Here is an 18,968-nt window from a genome sequence, read left to right as displayed (position 1 = left end):
GTTTTATCAGTTCAAGAAAGTTTTAAGAGAGTAAGAAGATGTAGGCTGGAAGAGGGAAGGAATTGTGGTTTACGGTGTCTCTGGATATTGTTTTAAGATAAGGAAGCCAGAAATTTTTGAGAGATTTTACTTATCCATTCAAATTAATGAAAAAAGGAGGCTGGAAGTGATTTGCTCAATCGCAACTTCCAGCCTCCCTCTTCCAGCTTCCAGTCAATAATTTCCTACTTTCTCGGAATTTCAGGACGTGGCATCTTGTAATAACTTCCGGATATGCTCTTCAGAAAGGCTACAATAGCCTCTGTTTCCTGATTGTTGAGCTGTAATGGTTTCATTCTCTGATCGGTAACCGGAAACTTAGGATCGGCTTTCTTTTCTTCCGGACTGGGGTTAATCATCTGCATTCCGCTATTGTATAAATTTACCACACCGTGTAAGTCATCCATCAAACCATTATGCATCCATGGAGCTGTATAACTCAGGTCCCTTAAAGATGGGGTTTTAAATTTGCCTACATCATCAGAATCTTTGGTGATATGATAAAGTCCAAGATCTTCATATTCACGCTGATAGTAGGTAAGTCCTATATTATGGAATGATTCATCAGTCAGATATTTACCATAATGGCAGTTCATGCATCTTGCTTTGGTGCGGAACAGGTGCATGCCGTATATTTCCTTGTCACTCATAGCTTTGTGATCACCATTGATAAATTTATCCAGTTTGCTCGGCTGACTTCTGATGGTACGCTGGAAGGTAGCCAATGCATTCGCAATGTGATTAAATGTAATTTTATCGGTATGATAAACCTCTTTAAAAAGCTGTTTGTATTCTTTATATTTTGAAAGCTTTCCGGCCAGCTTTTCCGGTTTCATATTCATTTCATTGTGAGCAGAAATAGGACCTATCAATTGTTCTTCCAGAGTTTTGGCTCTTCCGTCCCAGAAATAAGAGGTTCTATCCGCAATATTATAAAGGGATTGTGTATTTCTTTTTCCCAGCAAATGATCATTACCCAAGGCTACTTCCTGTCCGTCACTCCAGCCCAATTCAGGATTATGACAGCTGCTGCAGGAAACCTGGCTTGATGAGGATAGTTTGGGATCAAAGAATAATTTTTTTCCCAACATTACTTCGGGCAGTTCCTGGGTTTCATAATAATTGGAATCCCATTCTATAGATTCAAACTCTTTCCATTTTACATCGGCATCTACGGAAGGTTTAGGCCAGTACTGTATTGGCTTTTTATATTGTTCTATTACTTCTCCGTAATCTTTTTTGAATGTGGGTAAAGTATACTGCATGCAGAATAAAGCGATTATCCCGATTAGCAGTATTAATTTAATATTTGAAAATTTCATGTTTTTTTAATTAAAAAATACCTCCTATAGTAGCCGCAAAAAACATATTGTTGCCATTTTTGAAATCACTGTACATCATTTTACCACCTGCAAATGCATTCTTAATAACCGGAAGGCTGAAATGAAAATTAACATCAAGTTTTGCCTGCCAGAAGTCTGAAGACTGATAGCTGTAGTTTTCCTGCAGCATTTGTTGAATGCCAGGTTTGTTGGAAATACTGAATGCTGCATTTTTTTTATAAACATCAGTTACCGTAAGTCCCATGCAGACCGAAAGAGCGAGTTTGTCAGTGAATGTCTTTATCCATTGATAATCCGCGCCATAGACAAGCTTATTTAAATCAATGAACGAAACAGGATTGTTATAGTTTTCTTTTTCCTGAAGCCATCCAAAGAAGGGGAGCAGTGATGATTTTGCTTTTTTATGCTCAAGTTCTAAGAATCCTTTTAATAAAATATCAGTTATCTGATGATTGTACCTTTGTGCAGAGCCTATCTGTATATAATTCCTTGAATTGTCATTTAAAAACAGATTTTCAGTTCCTTTTCTGTTGATATGGTTTCCGTTTGCAGAAATTCCCCAGGAGATTCTTCCTGTTTCAAAAAACTTCCCTAATGAGAAATTAAACTGTTCTTCATCAATTCTGGAGGCATTAAGGTCCGTATATTCAGTCAGGAGCTTGTCAAGGTTGAGCTTTTTAATTCCGGCAGTAAGATACCACGATCTGTTTTCTGCTTCAAAAATCTGCAGACCAGTTCCATAGGACCAGCCTTCATAATATGCCTGACGAAGTTTCCCTGAAAGCAGTTCATTAGAATTACCCAGGCCACTCATATTGTAAATCATTGGAAAACCTTGATTGCTTACAAAACTCAGATAATGCTTTTGAGTATACTTTTCAGCTTCCACATAAGCCCCGATTTTAAATTTTCCAAACATCATTTTATGAGCTCCCAGCGCCAATAAAAAATTAGCAGAGGTGTTCTTAGGCCTCGGATCAAGATCACGATAGCTCAAACTTGCTCTGTAGCTTCCTGTAATACCTATGGTGAATGAATTGAATTTCCTGGAATATCCTCCTGAAAACGCATAATTTTCAAACTTCATATCTCCGCCTACACTGTCTGCTGCCACATAAGGGTAGATGATGTCATAGTCGGCATTTTCGTTCCATACTACCTGCTTGTTTTTCCCCTGTGAATAGGAAGCATTGCCCCAAACCGTAGTTTTTGGATCCAATATCTGATGGGTACGGGCTTCTGCACCCCAAATATTTTTCCCTTTGCCCTTTTGCTGTATTTCATTCGGGGTATCACTGTTTTGGGTGAATATATTAAAAACTGTAATATCATACTTCCTTGAGCCTAATACATTGGCAGGGTTGGAATTGATACTGCTTTTAAGGCTCCTTTCATAGCTGTATTCTTCATGAATCTTCTTCATGATGGTGTCATTATCCTGAGCATGCATTTCAGAACAAAGGAAAAGAACCGGCAGGATAAGTATGGATTGAAAATGTTTCATTTTAGTTGAATAATGATGGTTTTACACCGTGATCAAAATCCACAGTAGAGTTGTTGGTGTCTTTTAGAATATCTTTACCTTCTGAAGTTTTTCCAATCACTTTTCTACGGACTGCTTTTCCAAAACGGTTTTTATCTCCATCAAAAGATGTTACAGAAGTCCATCCCATATCTAAAGAAGGTGAAGTTATCAACCATTGGAAAGAATCCTGTACACTGAGATTAACTGCATCTGTGATCCATTCATTTGGAATTTTAACAGCTGTTCCGTCCATAGGATAGACATCTCCGCCAAAAGTGAGGTTATATGTGTAAGTGTATGAGTTCTGGCTTACTAACGCTTCATTGGTCATTCCTAGTGGCATACGAGCTAAAACATAAGCATAATATCCCTGGGTGTGAATAACCATTTTTTCAAATAAATTAAGCATTTTAGGTACTGCAGGATTATCAATGTCATCAGAATCTTCCTTGAAAATCTGGAAGTTGGCCTGAGAAAGGTTAATAGAGGAAGAATTAAACTCCAGATGGTTGATAGCATCTTCTGCAATGATTATAGATGAACCTGGCAATACCGGATATGTACTTCCGTTACCGGGAATTCTGATGACCGCTCCGGCAGAGAATGTTGTTCCGATAATATTCGGGCTGTAATCCTGTTTTTCATTCGTCATAAAAGCTGACTGTATCAGCAGCATTCCGTCAGCATATAATGTTTTATCCGTATTATTTGTGATTTTAAAATACTGATCTCCAAAATACATGGCTCCCTGCGGTGTTTTTGTTCCTGCAAAAAATACCTCTTCAAGGATAAGATCACTGCTTTGCGCTTTCATTGAAATGTCAATGACTTTAGTCTGTTCAGTACCATTGATTACCACTCCGGTCTGAACTCCACCAACTTTTGCTTCTGTAGCCCCTGCATTATCAGTATACACAATACTTCCTTCTACAGTAATGTTATAAGTTCCTGTAGGAAGAACTGCTTTCAGAAGGTTGGTATTATTAAGCTCCTGAATAACTGTAAATCCGGTATTCAGTTCTTTAAAATTAACGGTAAGGTGTTTGTATTCTTTCACCTTAATGTTTTCCGGAACTACCTTCAGTTGAAGATTAAGTGTGGTCTGAGCCTGGGATTCCGGTGCGTCAGAGTCTGATGAACATGCTGCAAGACTTACTACAGCACACAGTAGTAATAGTGTTCTTAATAATTGTTTTAACATAATGTATTGAGTTGAAATTGTTATAAATTGAAATTGATTTCCATTCCAAAATAGGGATCATTTGCCCCTTTTCTATTGATCGTGAATCCGTTAACACTATAAGGAGCATAATAGCTGAAAAGTCTGTTGGCAAACATAGAAACGATAACGGTTTTATGTCTGAAACTTTTGGTTACCTTCAGGTTAACATTGGCTTCGAGTGGCCTTCTGTTGGTGGTATATTTGTTTTCATTCTGGGCAATGATCAGCCTTTCAAGAATAGTTCCTTTGGCTGTATCAGGATTGAATGGCAATATATTCCCGTTTTGATCTACGTAATGGCTGGGAGTTCCGTTCATAGGGTCGAGTTTTCTCATTGAATACCATGAAAACTGGAAAGAAGATGAAAATATAAGGTCCAGTTTAGGAATATAAGTATCCATCATAAGATTGGTATTCAGAATTTCGTTCACCGAATTAGGTTCCATTCCATTGTAAAGCCCGAGGTAAGGATAAGGTCTTCCATTGAGCAATACATCAGATCTTTTATATACCGGAAGACTGTTGCCGTATGTTGTACGGAACCATGCACCACTAAGCGTAAATCTAGTGTTGATTGCAGGGATTCTGTTAGAAGAATACTGAAACTCAACACCTTCTTTATCTATTTTGCTTCCGTTTCGCTGTGCAGAATAAGTGAAGTTTTCTGTCATATCCTGATAGGGAAGTGCATTGACGTCCGGTGGAGAAGTGATAGCATCATGATTAAGTCCTGAGGTATCGTATTTTTTATACTGATAAACCGCATATTCATTCATACTACGGAATGCATTATGCATTTTTTCCCTGAAAACGGTCACAGATAATTGATGAAGTCCCAGACTGAAATCCATTCTTGCTTCAAACTTTTCATTAACAGCAGGTTCTATTTCTTTGTTTTGAGGGTTATAGATATTGGTTTTGTAGTTTACCCTTCTGTAATTCGGATTAGAGTGGAAATAATTCAATTGCTGAATATCCTTATAAACCAGTTCCGGATACAGCAGGTTAAGATCCGGGAATAAGCTCTGTTTTCCATAGCCAAGCGTTAATGTAAACTGGGCTTTTCTGTTCATAATATTAAAAGCAGGAAGATCCCATTGAAGGTTGGCTCTCGGGTCCGCATAGATTTTTCCGCTCATTTTAAAATCAGAAGGCAGGTTCAGCATTGAATTTCCTCTTATACCTAATGCTACAGTAAGTTTATGCTTTCCGATATCTGCAGTACTGATGGTTTCAAAGAATAAAGCAGAAGTAGAATAAGCCGGAACATCACGATAAGGGCGGGGTCTGAATGTCGCTTTAGGATCTATAGGTTTATAAATGTCAAACAGCTGTCCTTGTCCCCAGTTTTTACTTAATTGCCAGTCGAATCCTGTATTGATTTCATTTTTAATGGTTTTAAAATCCCACTGGAAATTATTGATCATTTTTACAAAAATGTCAAGGGGCTTGCCATCTACGGTATAATCAGAAATATATCTGGCTTCAGGATAATATCCGTCATATTCACCTTCAATTCTGGAAAGTGGAAAGGCTGTTGCGTTTTCCAACTGAATGAATTTGGTCTGTTTTATTTTATCGAACCTTTGGTTTACTGTTGCCTGAATTTCTGTAGATCTGTAAAATGAAGGCTCGTTTTTTGTGTAATTAAAAACATTTGAAAGGCTCAAAAGGTGGTTGTTGACCTCATAAGAGTTTAATTGGGACAAGTCAACATCCGGATCGGTCTTCGAACCATCCAGAGAACCTGTATAGCTAAGATGAGTTTGCCATCTGAAAGAGCTATGGCTGTATTGTTTCTCCTTGGCCAGGGCAAAATTTGCTGTAATTCTTTTATAGTTTTCAAGTCTGTCTCTCGGATCAGATTTTGCATTCAGATAATCAATTCCTGTATTGATTTTCAGACCATACTTTTTATCTTCAAATCCTTTACTGACAGCAAAGAGTTTACTATAGCCATCTGCTTTAAATCTGGATTTCCATTGAGTATAGCCTGACTTGTTGGTGATTTTAACGATCCCTGAAGTTAAATTTCCATAGATAACGGAAGGAATTCCGCGCAATATTTCTACCTTCTCGATCTGATCTGTGGAAATGCTTCGCATATCAACTCCACTCGTAAGATTAAGCCTTCTTTTTAATCCATTATTGCTTTTGTCTAAAAAATCATAAGTATATTGAAGGTTTGCACCAGAATTCAATGGAGCGCCATCTACTAAAAATGTGGTTCCCATTGCAGAAGTGTTGTAATCATTTCCGGGATTACCTGTTTCACGAAGGCTGATCTTATTCACCTGATTCATTACCGGATCTCCGGATCTCCCTCCAGGAAGTAATTCCAAAAGATCTGTAAAGCTTGATGGCTGTAAATGCTTGATGGCCCGTTGGCTGATAATAGATGAAGAAGTTAGTCCCTTACTTTCCTTAGCAGTAATAATCACTTCTTCAATAGAATTGATTTTATCTTTTAATGAGAAAGTAAATGCTTGAGAAGTTTTGATCACAATCTTCCCGGAATATTCAAGAATTCCGTTTTTGATAATCTCAATAGTGTACTGGCCGGGATTGATAGAGGCAGTTGCAATACCTTTGTCATTAGTAGATATCGAATATTTATGGTCTGTAGATAATATTTTTATTTCAGAATCTTTTAAAGGTCCCGCATGGATGTTCTTTACTTCAAATGAAATAGTGGCAGACCTGTCTTGTGAATGGACTGTTGAAAATGCACTGAAGAGAAATAAAAATGTGAGAATTTGTGTTTTAATAGGGAATCGTGGATCATTGCTTACCATCTGGTACTTTTCTTCCCGCAAAGGTAGGAGGGCTTAAATAAGATTTCTAATTTTATTTAGAATAATTTAAAATAATTGATAAAAATCATTTTACTTGCATTATTGATAATATTCATTTAGAGTTATAAATTTACATTTATTTTAAATTTATTATGTTGATTTTATAATTATTTACGTTTTGTTTGATTAGTGTCTTTTAATATTTATTTCTAAGTTTTATTGTTGGAGTTATTTCCGTTTAAAGGATACTTACTTTCTTTACAATGGAATAATAAGAATAATTGAACGTAAAGTCTTTATTATACTGTACTATTTTGAGGAGGCAAAATAGGAATCCTCTAGCAAATAACTATATAGTGTTATCAACGGCAAAGCAGACTTTTTAGCTCACTAAAATGTAACATTTGATAATTTCTATTTGCGTTTAAAAAAAGATAAAGTTTATTAGCCTTCAAAAAAAGCACTCCATTGCTGGAGTGCCAAAATTAACTTGAAAATGATATATAAAAAGGATTGATGCTATAGTTTAACTTTTTTATTGATCACTTTCCCATTGGAAAGAGTCATTTGTACCACATATACTCCGGAATCCATGTTTTTTGATTCAAATTGCTGGGAATTGACTTCCTGCTGAACAATTAAAGTTCCGGAAATGCTGTATATGCTGATGTTTTTGATGTCAGTATTGGCTCTGGCTCTGATCTGTTTGTTTTGTGCAAATATATCTGTGCTGTTTACCAGTGTACGGCTTCCGATATTTTTACTGAACTGCAAATTATAATAGGAGGTCGTTACTTCGAATGTATATTTCTGGGCATCCAGATCCTGTATATTGATTCCGTCATTTTCCTGATACTGGTTTTTAGAAATCGTTTTAACAAGATTTTTATTTTCATCAAAAACATAAACTGCAGAAAGTTCATTCTGATCAATCTTCAGCTTTAAAACTGCATTATTGTCAGACTGTACAATTTCATTTTCAGCTACTTCATTAGGGGTGTTCTTAATGTATGGAAGCATTTTCTCCTGATTATTTTCCGATACTTTCAATAGATACACACCATCTTTTAAAGAAGATAAGCTTTGGTCATCTGCTGATCGTCTGTTTGCTTTTTCTTTATTGAAATCAGTTACTTCAAGTAACTGCATATTTCCAAGGTCAGGTTTTATCTGGGATGAAAATAGAGTAGGAGCTTCTTGTGAAGCGTTTGCAGACTGTTTTCCAAAAACAGACCCTACTACAGCCCATTGATTGAACAATCCGCCACTTCTTAAAGTATTGAATTTAGCATTGGATGCCAAAACAAAAGGAACAATGCCACCCACATGTCCAAGAGGGCCCCAGTAAAAGGAATCCAGTTTGTATTTATTCAGATCCCACCATGCATAATAACCTCGCTGTACATCTATAGTTTTAGAAGTATTTTCTGGCGGAATCGCAAGATCAACGGTAGAATGACCTAATGTCATAGGGGTCTTATTATACCAGTCGTATACATCTTTAGGCTTTAGACACTGTCTGAATTTATGATTTGGATTGTTGGTAACTTCATTAACGAAATTGTTCGTGAAAAGTTTTTTCCATATAAATGGCCCCCATAACAAACCTCCGTTATCCTGAACAACGTGATAATTGTATTTGTCAAGATATTCTGCAGAAATAACTTCTGAAATATCATTAGTATAAGTTTTATAGCCCATATTGTTACAGCTATGAAGAACATTGGCAAGGAATGAGCTGAACGGATAAATATCTTTTTCTAAAACACCTTTCTTTAAAGTGGTTTCTGACATATCATAAGGTCCATCCCCCATATAGGCATACTTAAACTTTAAATTACCTGGATTAGAGGTGTTTAACCTTTTTAAGGTTGACATAGCTGCATGTGCCCCTTGTGAATAACCTGCCAGGAAATATTCATCATAACGCTTTATTCCTAATTGTGCTAATGCTTTATTGGCTGCTGTTACAAAATCAATAGTTGCTCCGGATTCGGTAGCATAGTCTACGTAAGGATGTACCCCTTCTCCGTCTCCCATTCCTACATAGTCAGGAGCCATTAAAATATAACCATTGAGAACATAAGAGAGCTCAACCACAAATCCGGCTACCAAAGCTCCCTTAAAATTTGAAGGAACATTGTGTCTGCTATCGGTAGTCCCATGGTTGGATACGACAGTGGAAAGCTTCATATTAACATTGGGATACATGAGGAGCCCTGTAGCTTTTACAAGAACATTGTTTTCATTTTTGGTGTAATAGGTTATTTTATATCCCTTTAGTCCAACATTGAAACCATTGAGATAGCTTACAAAATCAGGGGAGTTCTGTTCGCCAAGATTATTGGCAGTGAAATTAACAACTCCCTGCGGTGTTAAATTCAGTTTCTGTTCGGCGCTTACAAGGTCTCCTGCCTGCTGGCTGAAATAGAATGGGGCTACCAGTCCTATTAAAAAAGTTGTGATTTTCTTCATGTCGTGATTTTTTATTAGGGTTAAGGTAATAACTTTAGTAAATTCGCAAAAATATTCAGACATTAATAACTATTCATTGAATATTAAATTGTCTGAAAGGTGAGTAAAACAAAAGAGTCTGATCAATGACCAGACTCTTTTATTTATATTTTTTCTCTTCTTTCTTTTCTTAGAAAGCGTTGAGACCTGTAATATCTAAACCGGTGATTAACAAATGAACATCGTGAGTTCCTTCATACGTAATAACAGATTCCAGATTGGCAGCGTGTCTCATCATTGGGAATTCACCCATGATTCCCATACCTCCAAGGATCTGTCTTGATTCCCTTGCGATATCAATTGCCATTTTTACGTTATTACGTTTAGCCATTGAGATTTGTGCAGGAGTTGCTTTATGTGCATTTTTAAGATTTCCTAACTGAAGACATAATAACTGAGCTTTTGTAATCTCTGTTAAGAATTCAGCTAATTTTTTCTGTTGAAGCTGGAAAGAACCGATTGGCTTACCAAATTGTTTTCTTTCCTTAGAATACTGCACTGCTGTACAGTGACAATCAATAGCAGCACCAATTACGCCCCATGAAATTCCATATCTGGCAGAGTTAAGACAAGATAAAGGTCCTTTCAATCCTGTCACTCCCGGAAGCAGATTTTCTTTCGGAACTTTTACATCATTGAATACCAATTCTCCTGTTTTGGAAGCTCTTAAGCTCCATTTATTGTGCGTTTCCGGAGTCGTGAATCCTTCCATTCCTCTTTCAACAATTAATCCCTGTACTTTTCCTTCCTCATTTTTTGCCCATACTACTGCAATGTCGCAAAGTGGAGAATTGGTGATCCACATTTTAGCACCATTCAACAGGTAATGGTCACCCATATCCTTAAAATAAGTTTCCATAGAACCCGGATCAGAACCATGGTTAGGCTCAGTTAATCCAAAAGAACCTATCATTTCTCCTGCAGCAAGCTTTGGAAGATATTTTTTCTTTTGTTCTTCAGAACCGAACTCATTAATAGGAAACATAACCAAAGAGCTCTGTACTGAAGCAGCAGAACGTACTGCAGAATCTCCTCTTTCCAACTCCTGCATGATAAGACCATAAGAAATCTGATCTAATCCGGAACCTCCATACTCAACAGGAATATACGGACCTAATGCTCCAATTTTTCCTAATTCTCTCATAAGGCCAGGAAGGTCAGTATGATTTTGAGCTGCCTGATCAATCTGCGGCATTACAAAACTTTCAACCCAGTCTCTGACAGATTGGCGGATCAGTTTGTGTTCTTCAGTAAGTAAAGCATCAATTCCATAGTAATCAGGGATGCTTGTAAGAGGATAATATGACATGATTTTTTGATTTTGTTAAAAATAACATTTTTTGTGGTGTCTGGGAAATTTTTTTGAAAACTTATCTAAATGCTGGTTTTCAAATATATAATGCTGGTTTTTCCTGTTTGAGGGGTAAAACTTGTATTTTAACTCTCCTCATCATTGGAGATAGGGTACTGATTGGTTGCATTATGCACCTTGGTTTTAAATTTATAGAGGTATGGCGCTTTATTGGCAGAACCGTCATAAAGCTTTTCCAGCCTGTCAAGGATGTTTAGGCTTAATATTTTTCGCTGGAAATTATTTCTCCTGAATTTCTGACCTAAAATAGTTTCATAAAGAGCCTGAAGATCCTTCATAGTAAATTTTTCCGGAAGAAGATTACTGGCAGCCACTTCGGTATTGATATTCATTCTCAGATATTCCAGACCGGTTTCTATAATTCTGTCGTGATCAAAAGCCATCTTGGGCAAATTATTAACTTCAAACCATTCACAGCTTTCATTAAAAGCATCCGGAAAAGTATTTGTCATAGAAAAATCAATAAGGCTGCAGTATCCCACAGTAATAAATCTCTGAAAGATCCAGTGATCCTCAGGGACTTCTATTCCTTTGTTTCTAAGGAGGATCTGGTGAACATTATTTTCTGTACGGTCTATTCTTCCAAAGGTATGGAATTGTTTTAAAAACAGATCTTTAAGATGAGTACGCTCATACAAAACTCGTTCAGCAGCTTCCCTAAGGTCTTCATCATTGAAAACAAAACCACCCGGAAGCGACCACAGATCCAGATCATGATATTTTAATAATAAAACTTTTAAAATATTATTGTGAAAGCCGAATATCGTACAGTCTACAGAAATATGAGCAACAAAATCCTTTGTGTCGATCAGTTCCTGAAGTGTTTCCTTACTTTTTGTGTCTTTGATTTTCATGATTGTAAAAATAAAAACTATTTTCTATATTTTCTTTTTGAGACGTTAAAATACATCAAACTAATCACAAAAAGAAGAATTACAGAGCATAATATATATAATGGATAAAAGTTTAATAGTTGTTTTCCAAAGAGTACAGCCATAATAATAGAACTGACTGAACTTCCCAGGGAAGAAAAAATAACAATAAGAGAAGTAAACAGATTGATCTTTTCTTTGTCCACCAAAGTAATCATTTTTGAATTGACAACAGGGTAGAGTGGTGACAGGAATAATCCTATAACCGGAAATAAGAACAGAAGCATTTTTGAATCTTCAGAATCAAAATACTGAATTCCTAAGATCGCCAGCAATAATGCGATGATTAATGAGATACATGCAACGTAATATTTTGATAATGAAAATCTACGGATGATATTAGCCGTAACAGTTCTTCCTGCGTATGAAAAAAGAGAGAGGAAGGATGTAGCCTGAAGGGCAAAAAATGAATTCACTTTCAGATGGTTCTTATAAAAAGAAGGAAGCCATGAATTAAATCCCTGTTCTACAAAAACAATAAAGAAGATCACAGCAAGAAATAAAGCAACCACAGGAGTTGTAAATCTTGATAATTCAGCGAAAATATTTTTGCTTTCCGAGGGTTTAGATTCTGTTATTTCTATTTTTGAAAGAAGGAATATGGTAATGGCAGATAGCACGGCAATCAACAGAAAGCCAAATCTCCAGAATTCGGAATACTGACTGGAGATAAGCCATCCAAAACCTGTATTCACTACAAAGATTCCAATCATAAAGGAAGCTTCCACACTGTTCATGGTTTTGGCCAAAGATTTTTCATCCGAAATATTATTTCTGATAATTCCGAATACACATATTTTTCCAATCGCAAAACAAGCTCCAATGATGGCAAACCATACCTTGTAAAACCAGAATTCTTCTATAAACGGCAGTAAGCAGGAACAAAATCCTACAATAGCCAAAGCGGCGATTAATGCTTTTTTTGATCCTGTTTTATTGATGAAACCTACTGCAAAAAGAGAGATAAAAGCAATAGGCAGGTCTTTAAAAGATTCAAGAAACCCAAGCTCCCCATAGGTGATATTAGTGTCTGCAAGCTGTAGGATAATAAGTCCCATACAGTTTAACACCATGGAGAAAATAAGGAAGGTTAGTTTTAACGGGAGAGAAATTTTGGAAAGCTTAGCGGTCATTTCGGGAGTTAACTTTATTGAATTTTTATAGCTTTTTGTGAATAATTGATGCGAAGATATGGCTTTTAACCCTCAATAATAAACGAAATTTTAAAATATTTATTAATATAATGTTAATTAATTGAAAAAAAATATATTTTTATTGTCTCAATTTGAGAATTAAAACAAATAGCTGTATATGAATGTAAGAATATCGAGAAATTTAGGAGTGATTGCCGTCCTCTATTTTACGGCTAACTTCAGTGGCCAGACAAAAAAGGACACGCTTTCTAAAGAAAATAAAATAGATGAAATTGTAGTGATCGGTTATGGGACTCAGAAGAAGTCTAATGTAACCGGAGCTATTGCAAGTATTAAAGCCAGTGATATAGAAAACATCCCCACCGGTAAGCCGGAACAGGTATTGCAGGGAAGGGCTGCAGGGGTTTCTGTAGTAACCAATTCCGGGCAGCCGGGTGCTGCGGCAACGGTGCGTGTCCGTGGAATTACCAGTTTCGGAGCTGGAAGTAACAGCCCGCTATGGGTGGTAGATGGTATTGTAGTAGACAATATCGGATGGCTTAACCAATCTGACATAGAAAGTATTGAAGTATTGAAGGATGGAGCTTCATCCGCAATTTATGGGGTTTCCGCTGCAAAAGGGGTAATTCTGGTTACCACTAAAAAAGGGAAAAAAGGAAAGCTTTCTCTTTCTTATAATGGATTTTACGGATTCTCAAATGCATCTAAAAAATTAGACCTTCTGGATGCCACCCAATATGCAAAAATTATCAATGAAGGCTTTGTAAACGATGGGCAAGCACCACGTTTTGCTAATCCTGAATCATTTGGAAAAGGAACAAACTGGCAGGATACTATTTTTGGAACAGGAGAAAAATCCTCTCATGAGGTAAGTATCACTGGAGGTAATGATAAATCAAGTTATTATACATCGTTTGGATATTTTGATCAGACGGGTATTGTAATGACTGATATATCCTATTATAAAAGAATCAATGCCAGATTCAACTCTACTCACAAGGTTACGGACTATTTAACTTTGGGGCAAACCTTTGCTTATACCCATACCAAATCTCAGGGAGTAAGTGCCAACGAAGAATATGGTGGGCCATTGGCTTCAGCTGTTAACTTAGATCCTATTACACCGGAAGTGGTTACAGACTGGTCGAAGGTAGATCCAAGCGGGTATACCGATGAGTATATCATTCGTGATCCCAACGGCAATCCGTATGGGATTTCAAGGTATGTAAACAACGAAATGACAAACCCAAGAGCTTTCCGTACTATTCAGCAAGGGAATTACAACTGGTCTGATGATTTTGTAGGAAATGTTTTTGCTGAACTTAAGTTTCTTGATCATTTTACCTTCAAATCAAGTTTAAATGGTAAGAAATCATATTGGGGAAGCCGCACTTTTACTCCTAAATATTATTTAAGTCCTAACTATAGAAATACAGGTTTCAATAGTCTGAATAAAGTGGATGAAAATAAGTTTGAATGGAGCATGGAAAATACATTGACCTATCAGAATAAATTTGGGGATCATAACTTAAGTATTTTGATAGGACAGGGAGTATATCGATATAATATATCAGGTGGAGCCAGCTTAACCTACAGTAATCTGCCTATTGATAGCTGGCAGGATGCTTCTTTTAACTTTGATATTCCTCAGGATGATATTACAGCCAAAGGATGGGATGGGATTCAAACCCGTAAAGCTTCTTATTTTGGTAGAATTATTTATGATTATGCTGATAAATATTTATTTACAGGAACCGTTCGTAGAGACGGGTCTTCAAAATTTGCCACGAATCAGCATTGGGGAACTTTCCCATCTATGTCATTAGGATGGAATGCTCATAAAGAAGATTTCTGGCCAGAAAATAAGGTGATTAATAGCTTGAAACTGAGAGGAGGATATGGCGTTTTAGGAAATGATGAGATGGAGAACTTCAGATTTGCAAGCTTTATGGTTTCAGGAAGTAACTATACCAATTCAGGAAATAATATCATTATAGGATATGCACCAAGTACCCTGGAGAATCCAAACCTTAAATGGGAACAAACCAGCCAGCTGAATATTGCTGCAGATCTTAAGCTATTTAATAATTTTACTCTTACTGCAGACTGGTATAAGAAAAAGACTACTGATATTTTAAGGCAGATTAATATTCCCGGTTATGTTGGGGTTCCTAATTTACCTTGGTCAAACGTAGGAGATATGGAAAACTCAGGATTGGAACTTGAGTTGGGATATAAAAAGAACTGGGAAGACTTCAGTATATCTGTAAACGGAAATTTTGCAACCATCAAAAACAAAGTTTTGCGATTAGAGAATGATATTGATTATTTCAATCTTGCTTCTTTCCAGACCATGGGAGCTGTCTCAAGAGTAGCAGTAGGACAGCCTTATGGATCTTTTTATGGCCAGACTTACAGTGGAGTGTTTCAGAATCAGGCGCAAATTGATGCCTATGTAAATGCTAACGGTGGTAAGCTGTTACCTGGTGCTAAACCAGGAGATTTTATCTGGCAGGATAATAATGGTGATGGTAAAATTGATGAGGAAGACAAAGTGAATTTAGGAAGTTCTATTCCAAAATATACCTTTGGACTTACCGTTAACATGAATTACAAAAACTTTGATTTTATGATATTTGCTCAAGGGCAAGCTGGAAACAAAATCTTTCAGGGATTAAGAAGGCTGGATATTCTTGATGCGAATTATCAGACAAAGGTTTTAGACCGATGGACAGGAGAGGGTTCTACTAATGCAAATCCGAGAGTTACCCGAGATGATCCTAATCATAATTATTCTTGGATGTCTAACTATTACCTTCAGAAAGGCGATTATATACGTGTAAAAATCATCCAGTTGGGGTATACACTTCCTCAAGACGTTACCAGCCGGTTTGGAATGAATAAAGTGAGATTATATATTACCGGAGAAAACCTTTTCACCTTTACAAAATATACCGGATATGATCCGGAAATAGCCGGAAGAAATAATTCTGAGCAGGATATTATCGGGGTAGACAGAGCTTACTATCCACAGGCAAGAACCTTCTTACTGGGGGCAAATATTCAATTTTAATACATAATAACATGAAAAATAAAAGTTTTATATATAAAGGACTTGCTGTAACTTTTTTGGCGGGTCTGAGTTTTAGCAATATGGCCTGCAGTGGTTCATATCTGGATGAAGTACAGAATTCAGGAGCTTTTAAAACGGAGACTTATTTTCAAAATGAGAGACAGTCATTTAGTGCTCTGGTTTCTGTATATGATATTTTAAGAAAATATTCGGGGGGATTTGAAAATACTGTTACCTTTTTTAATGCAGGATCTGATGATTTTTATTCCGGAGGTGGAAATTCTAATGATGGTGCAGGTATTCAGGGACTCAATAATTATTCACTTAATCCTAACACAATGCCTGCAAGTTATTGGAGAGATTATTATCAGGGTATAGCACGTGCCAATCTTTTAATGGAGAGAGTGTCGGGAGCTAATATGGATGAAGGTCTCAAAAAAAGATACAGTGCAGAAGCTAAAGTTTTGAGATCTTTATACTACTTCGAATTGGTAAGAATGTTTGGAAATATTCCTTTGGTTCTTAAAAGTGTAAAATTTGATGATGATTATTGGAATATCCCGCAGGCAAAACCAGGCGAAGTATACACACAGATAGAAAATGATATCATTGCTGCACTTCCTGATCTGATGTTAACTGCTACAGGTAATGACAGAGGAAGAATTACTCAGGGAACAGCCAGGGCAATATTAGGAAAGATCTATCTTTATGATAAGAAAATGCCGGAAGCAGCAGCACAATTTGAACAAGTGAATGGTACACCTGGAGGGACCAGCCAATATGGGTACAAATTGGTAGCAAATTATGGAGATCTATTTAAAGTAGGACCAGAAACGGTAGATCCTTATAAGTTTTCGACGGAATCTATTCTGGAAGTGATGCATACTAACAAAGGGAATTCTGACTGGGGTTTCTGGGGACAGGGAAAAGATGAAGGAAACTCTATCAATGCAATGCTGGGACCCCGTTCTTATTCCATTAACAAAAAAATTAAAGATAATGATGCTCCTGATTTATATCCGGGGTGGGCATTTAATACAGTGACTGAAGACTTGTATAATTTCATGCAGGGTGACCCGCGAATGAATACAACTATTTTCAATATGAAACCATTGTTAGCAGAGGATAAAGTTAGCTATAGTCCTGCATTTTCGGATACCGGATATTTTTTAAATAAATATTTGCCTACCAATGACTTGAAAAGCTCACTTCCCGGAGCAGCAGAACTCAACTTCAGACAGAATTATATTGCGATAAGATTAGCTGATACTTACCTTATGGAAGCGGAAGCATTAGGTGGTTCGGGGGCGAGAGCTCAGGCTTTACTGGATGCTGTAAGAGTCAGGGTAAAACTAACTTCAGTTCCCGTTTCTATGCAGGCTATTAAGGATGAAAGAAGAAGAGAGCTTGCCGGAGAAGGACATCGATGGTTTGACCTTGTAAGATGGGGCGATGCTCCTTCAAAACTTGCATTTAAAGGATTCAAAGCACATAAGAATGAAATTCTGCCTATTCCGTTTAATGAATTGCCCAATACACTGATGGATCAAAATCCGGGATATTAAATATGAAGTTTCACAACTTATATAGTTTCTTTAAAGGTACTGCACTGCTATGTGGTGTGGTACTTTTTCCTTTGTCATGTACTACTGTTACTCAGAAGAATGGTGATGAAGTTGAATATTGGCTTACCAAAGGAGATGAAAACATCAAATTACAGCCCCAGGCTCCCATCAGATTTGTAAATACATCTAATGCCCATCAGAATATTGAAATTGATGATATGCAAAAGTTTCAATATGTTGACGGTTTTGGATATACATTAACGGGAGGAAGTGTTGAGGTTATTAACCGTTTGTCTCCAGGCAAAAGAAAAGCTTTATTGAATGAACTTTTTGGAAAAGATAAAAATTCCATTTCCATCAGTTATCTGAGAGTAAGCATTGGAGCTTCAGACCTTGATGGAGAAGTTTTTTCTTATGATGATCTTTCCGAAGGACAGACTGATGTTTCTCTTTCTAAATTCAGTTTAGCAAAAGACAAGGCTCTGATTGCAATGTTGAAAGAGATTTTAGCTATTAATCCTAAGATTAAAATTATTGCAGCTCCGTGGTCACCCCCGGTTTGGATGAAAGATAACGGAAAATCTAAAGGAGGAAGTTTAAAACCTGAATTTTATGAGACATATGCCCGGTATTTTGTAAAATATATTAAAGAAATGCAGAATGAAGGGATTGTTATTGATGCCGTAACTCCTCAAAATGAACCCTTGCATCCTGGAAATAACCCTAGTATGTACATGCCATCTGATCAACAGAGGGATTTTATTAAAGGGCATTTAGGACCTGCTTTTAAGAACAATAAAATAAAAACCAAGATTGTAATATATGATCATAACTGTAACAAACCTGAGTATGCTCTTGATATTTTAAAAGATCCTGAAGCCTATCAATATATAGATGGATCTGCTTTTCATTTGTATGAAGGGGATATTTCAGCATTGAGTACGGTTCATGATGCATTTCCAGATAAAAACCTATATTTTACCGAACAGTGGACGGGTTCAAAAGGAACTTTCAATGAAGATCTGAACTGGCACACAAAGAATGTGATTATCGGTGCTATGAGAAACTGGAGTAAAACAGCACTGGAGTGGAATCTTGCCAATGACTCAAAGTATGCCCCCCACACAGAGGGCGGATGTACGGAATGTAAAGGAGCAATAACCATTTCAGACAGTGAGAGCTTTACCAGAAATGTTGCCTATTATATTGTAGCACATGCCTCTAAGTTTATCCCTGCAGGATCTCAACGTATTGCTTCCACTCAGACCCAATATTTATCGACTGCTGCATTCAGAACTCTCAACGAAAAAACGGTATTGATTGTTCAGAACGATAGTAAAGAAATTGAAATTTTTAATATTAAATTTGCCGGAAAGATCGCTACAGTAAACATTCCTGGGCAATCTGCCGCCACTTATATTTTTTAACCGAATA

At 36.7% G+C, this 18,968-nt stretch carries 11 protein-coding genes; 3 read left to right on the top strand and 8 right to left on the bottom strand.

The genetic code is table 11. The features are described from left to right. Positions 1–224: 224 nt before the first annotated feature. The 8 genes from DRF65_RS04000 to DRF65_RS03965 all read right to left on the bottom strand — a co-directional run bounded on the left by DRF65_RS04000 (position 225) and on the right by DRF65_RS03965 (position 12,875). Complete coding sequence (locus DRF65_RS04000) at positions 225–1,361, bottom strand: cytochrome-c peroxidase (RefSeq protein WP_115968949.1); 1,137 nt, start codon at positions 1,359–1,361, stop codon at positions 225–227. Positions 1,362–1,371: 10 nt separating this feature from the next. Then, positions 1,372–2,886 (bottom strand): DUF6850 family outer membrane beta-barrel protein, encoded by a 1,515-nt coding sequence (locus tag DRF65_RS03995; protein ID WP_115968948.1) that lies wholly within the window; start codon positions 2,884–2,886, stop codon positions 1,372–1,374. A 1-nt stretch (position 2,887) separates the two neighbouring features. Further along, the gene (locus DRF65_RS03990) at positions 2,888–4,108 is read right to left on the bottom strand and encodes a DUF4876 domain-containing protein (RefSeq protein WP_115968947.1); all 1,221 of its coding nucleotides are present in this window, start codon (positions 4,106–4,108) and stop codon (positions 2,888–2,890) included. A gap of 20 nt (positions 4,109–4,128) precedes the next feature. Further along, a complete protein-coding gene (locus DRF65_RS03985; protein WP_115968946.1) occupies positions 4,129–6,924 on the bottom strand; it encodes a TonB-dependent receptor plug domain-containing protein in 2,796 nt (931 codons plus the stop codon). 519 nt (positions 6,925–7,443) lie between these two features. Further along, a complete protein-coding gene (locus DRF65_RS03980) occupies positions 7,444–9,399 on the bottom strand; it encodes a T9SS type A sorting domain-containing protein (RefSeq protein ID WP_115969184.1) in 1,956 nt (651 codons plus the stop codon). Positions 9,400–9,568: 169 nt separating this feature from the next. Then, the gene (locus DRF65_RS03975) at positions 9,569–10,747 is read right to left on the bottom strand and encodes an acyl-CoA dehydrogenase family protein (protein ID WP_115968945.1); all 1,179 of its coding nucleotides are present in this window, start codon (positions 10,745–10,747) and stop codon (positions 9,569–9,571) included. Positions 10,748–10,875: 128 nt separating this feature from the next. Continuing rightward, entirely contained in the window at positions 10,876–11,664 is a 789-nt protein-coding gene (locus DRF65_RS03970) for an NUDIX hydrolase (RefSeq protein ID WP_115968944.1), read from the bottom strand. Between the two features lie 17 nt (positions 11,665–11,681). After that, positions 11,682–12,875 carry an MFS transporter gene (locus tag DRF65_RS03965; RefSeq protein ID WP_115968943.1) on the bottom strand — a complete coding sequence of 398 codons (1,194 nt, stop codon included), beginning with the start codon at positions 12,873–12,875 and terminating at the stop codon, positions 11,682–11,684. A 178-nt stretch (positions 12,876–13,053) separates the two neighbouring features. On the opposite strand from DRF65_RS03965, the gene DRF65_RS03960 reads away from it, so the two are divergent. Genes DRF65_RS03960 through DRF65_RS03950 form a run of 3 tightly spaced genes read left to right on the top strand, consistent with a single transcriptional unit; the run spans position 13,054 to position 18,961 of the window. Next, positions 13,054–15,969 carry a SusC/RagA family TonB-linked outer membrane protein gene (locus DRF65_RS03960; RefSeq protein ID WP_115968942.1) on the top strand — a complete coding sequence of 972 codons (2,916 nt, stop codon included), beginning with the start codon at positions 13,054–13,056 and terminating at the stop codon, positions 15,967–15,969. A gap of 11 nt (positions 15,970–15,980) precedes the next feature. Further along, entirely contained in the window at positions 15,981–17,534 is a 1,554-nt protein-coding gene (locus DRF65_RS03955; protein ID WP_115968941.1) for a RagB/SusD family nutrient uptake outer membrane protein, read from the top strand. Between the two features lie 2 nt (positions 17,535–17,536). Then, the gene (locus DRF65_RS03950; RefSeq protein WP_115968940.1) at positions 17,537–18,961 is read left to right on the top strand and encodes a glycoside hydrolase family 30 protein; all 1,425 of its coding nucleotides are present in this window, start codon (positions 17,537–17,539) and stop codon (positions 18,959–18,961) included. Positions 18,962–18,968: the final 7 nt, after the last annotated feature.

It is taken from the genome of Chryseobacterium pennae, assembly GCF_003385515.1.
GTDB classification, from domain to species: domain Bacteria; phylum Bacteroidota; class Bacteroidia; order Flavobacteriales; family Weeksellaceae; genus Chryseobacterium; species Chryseobacterium pennae.
The sequence above is the reverse complement of the archived record's forward strand: the minus strand, read 5'-3'. Positions and strand labels throughout refer to the sequence as shown.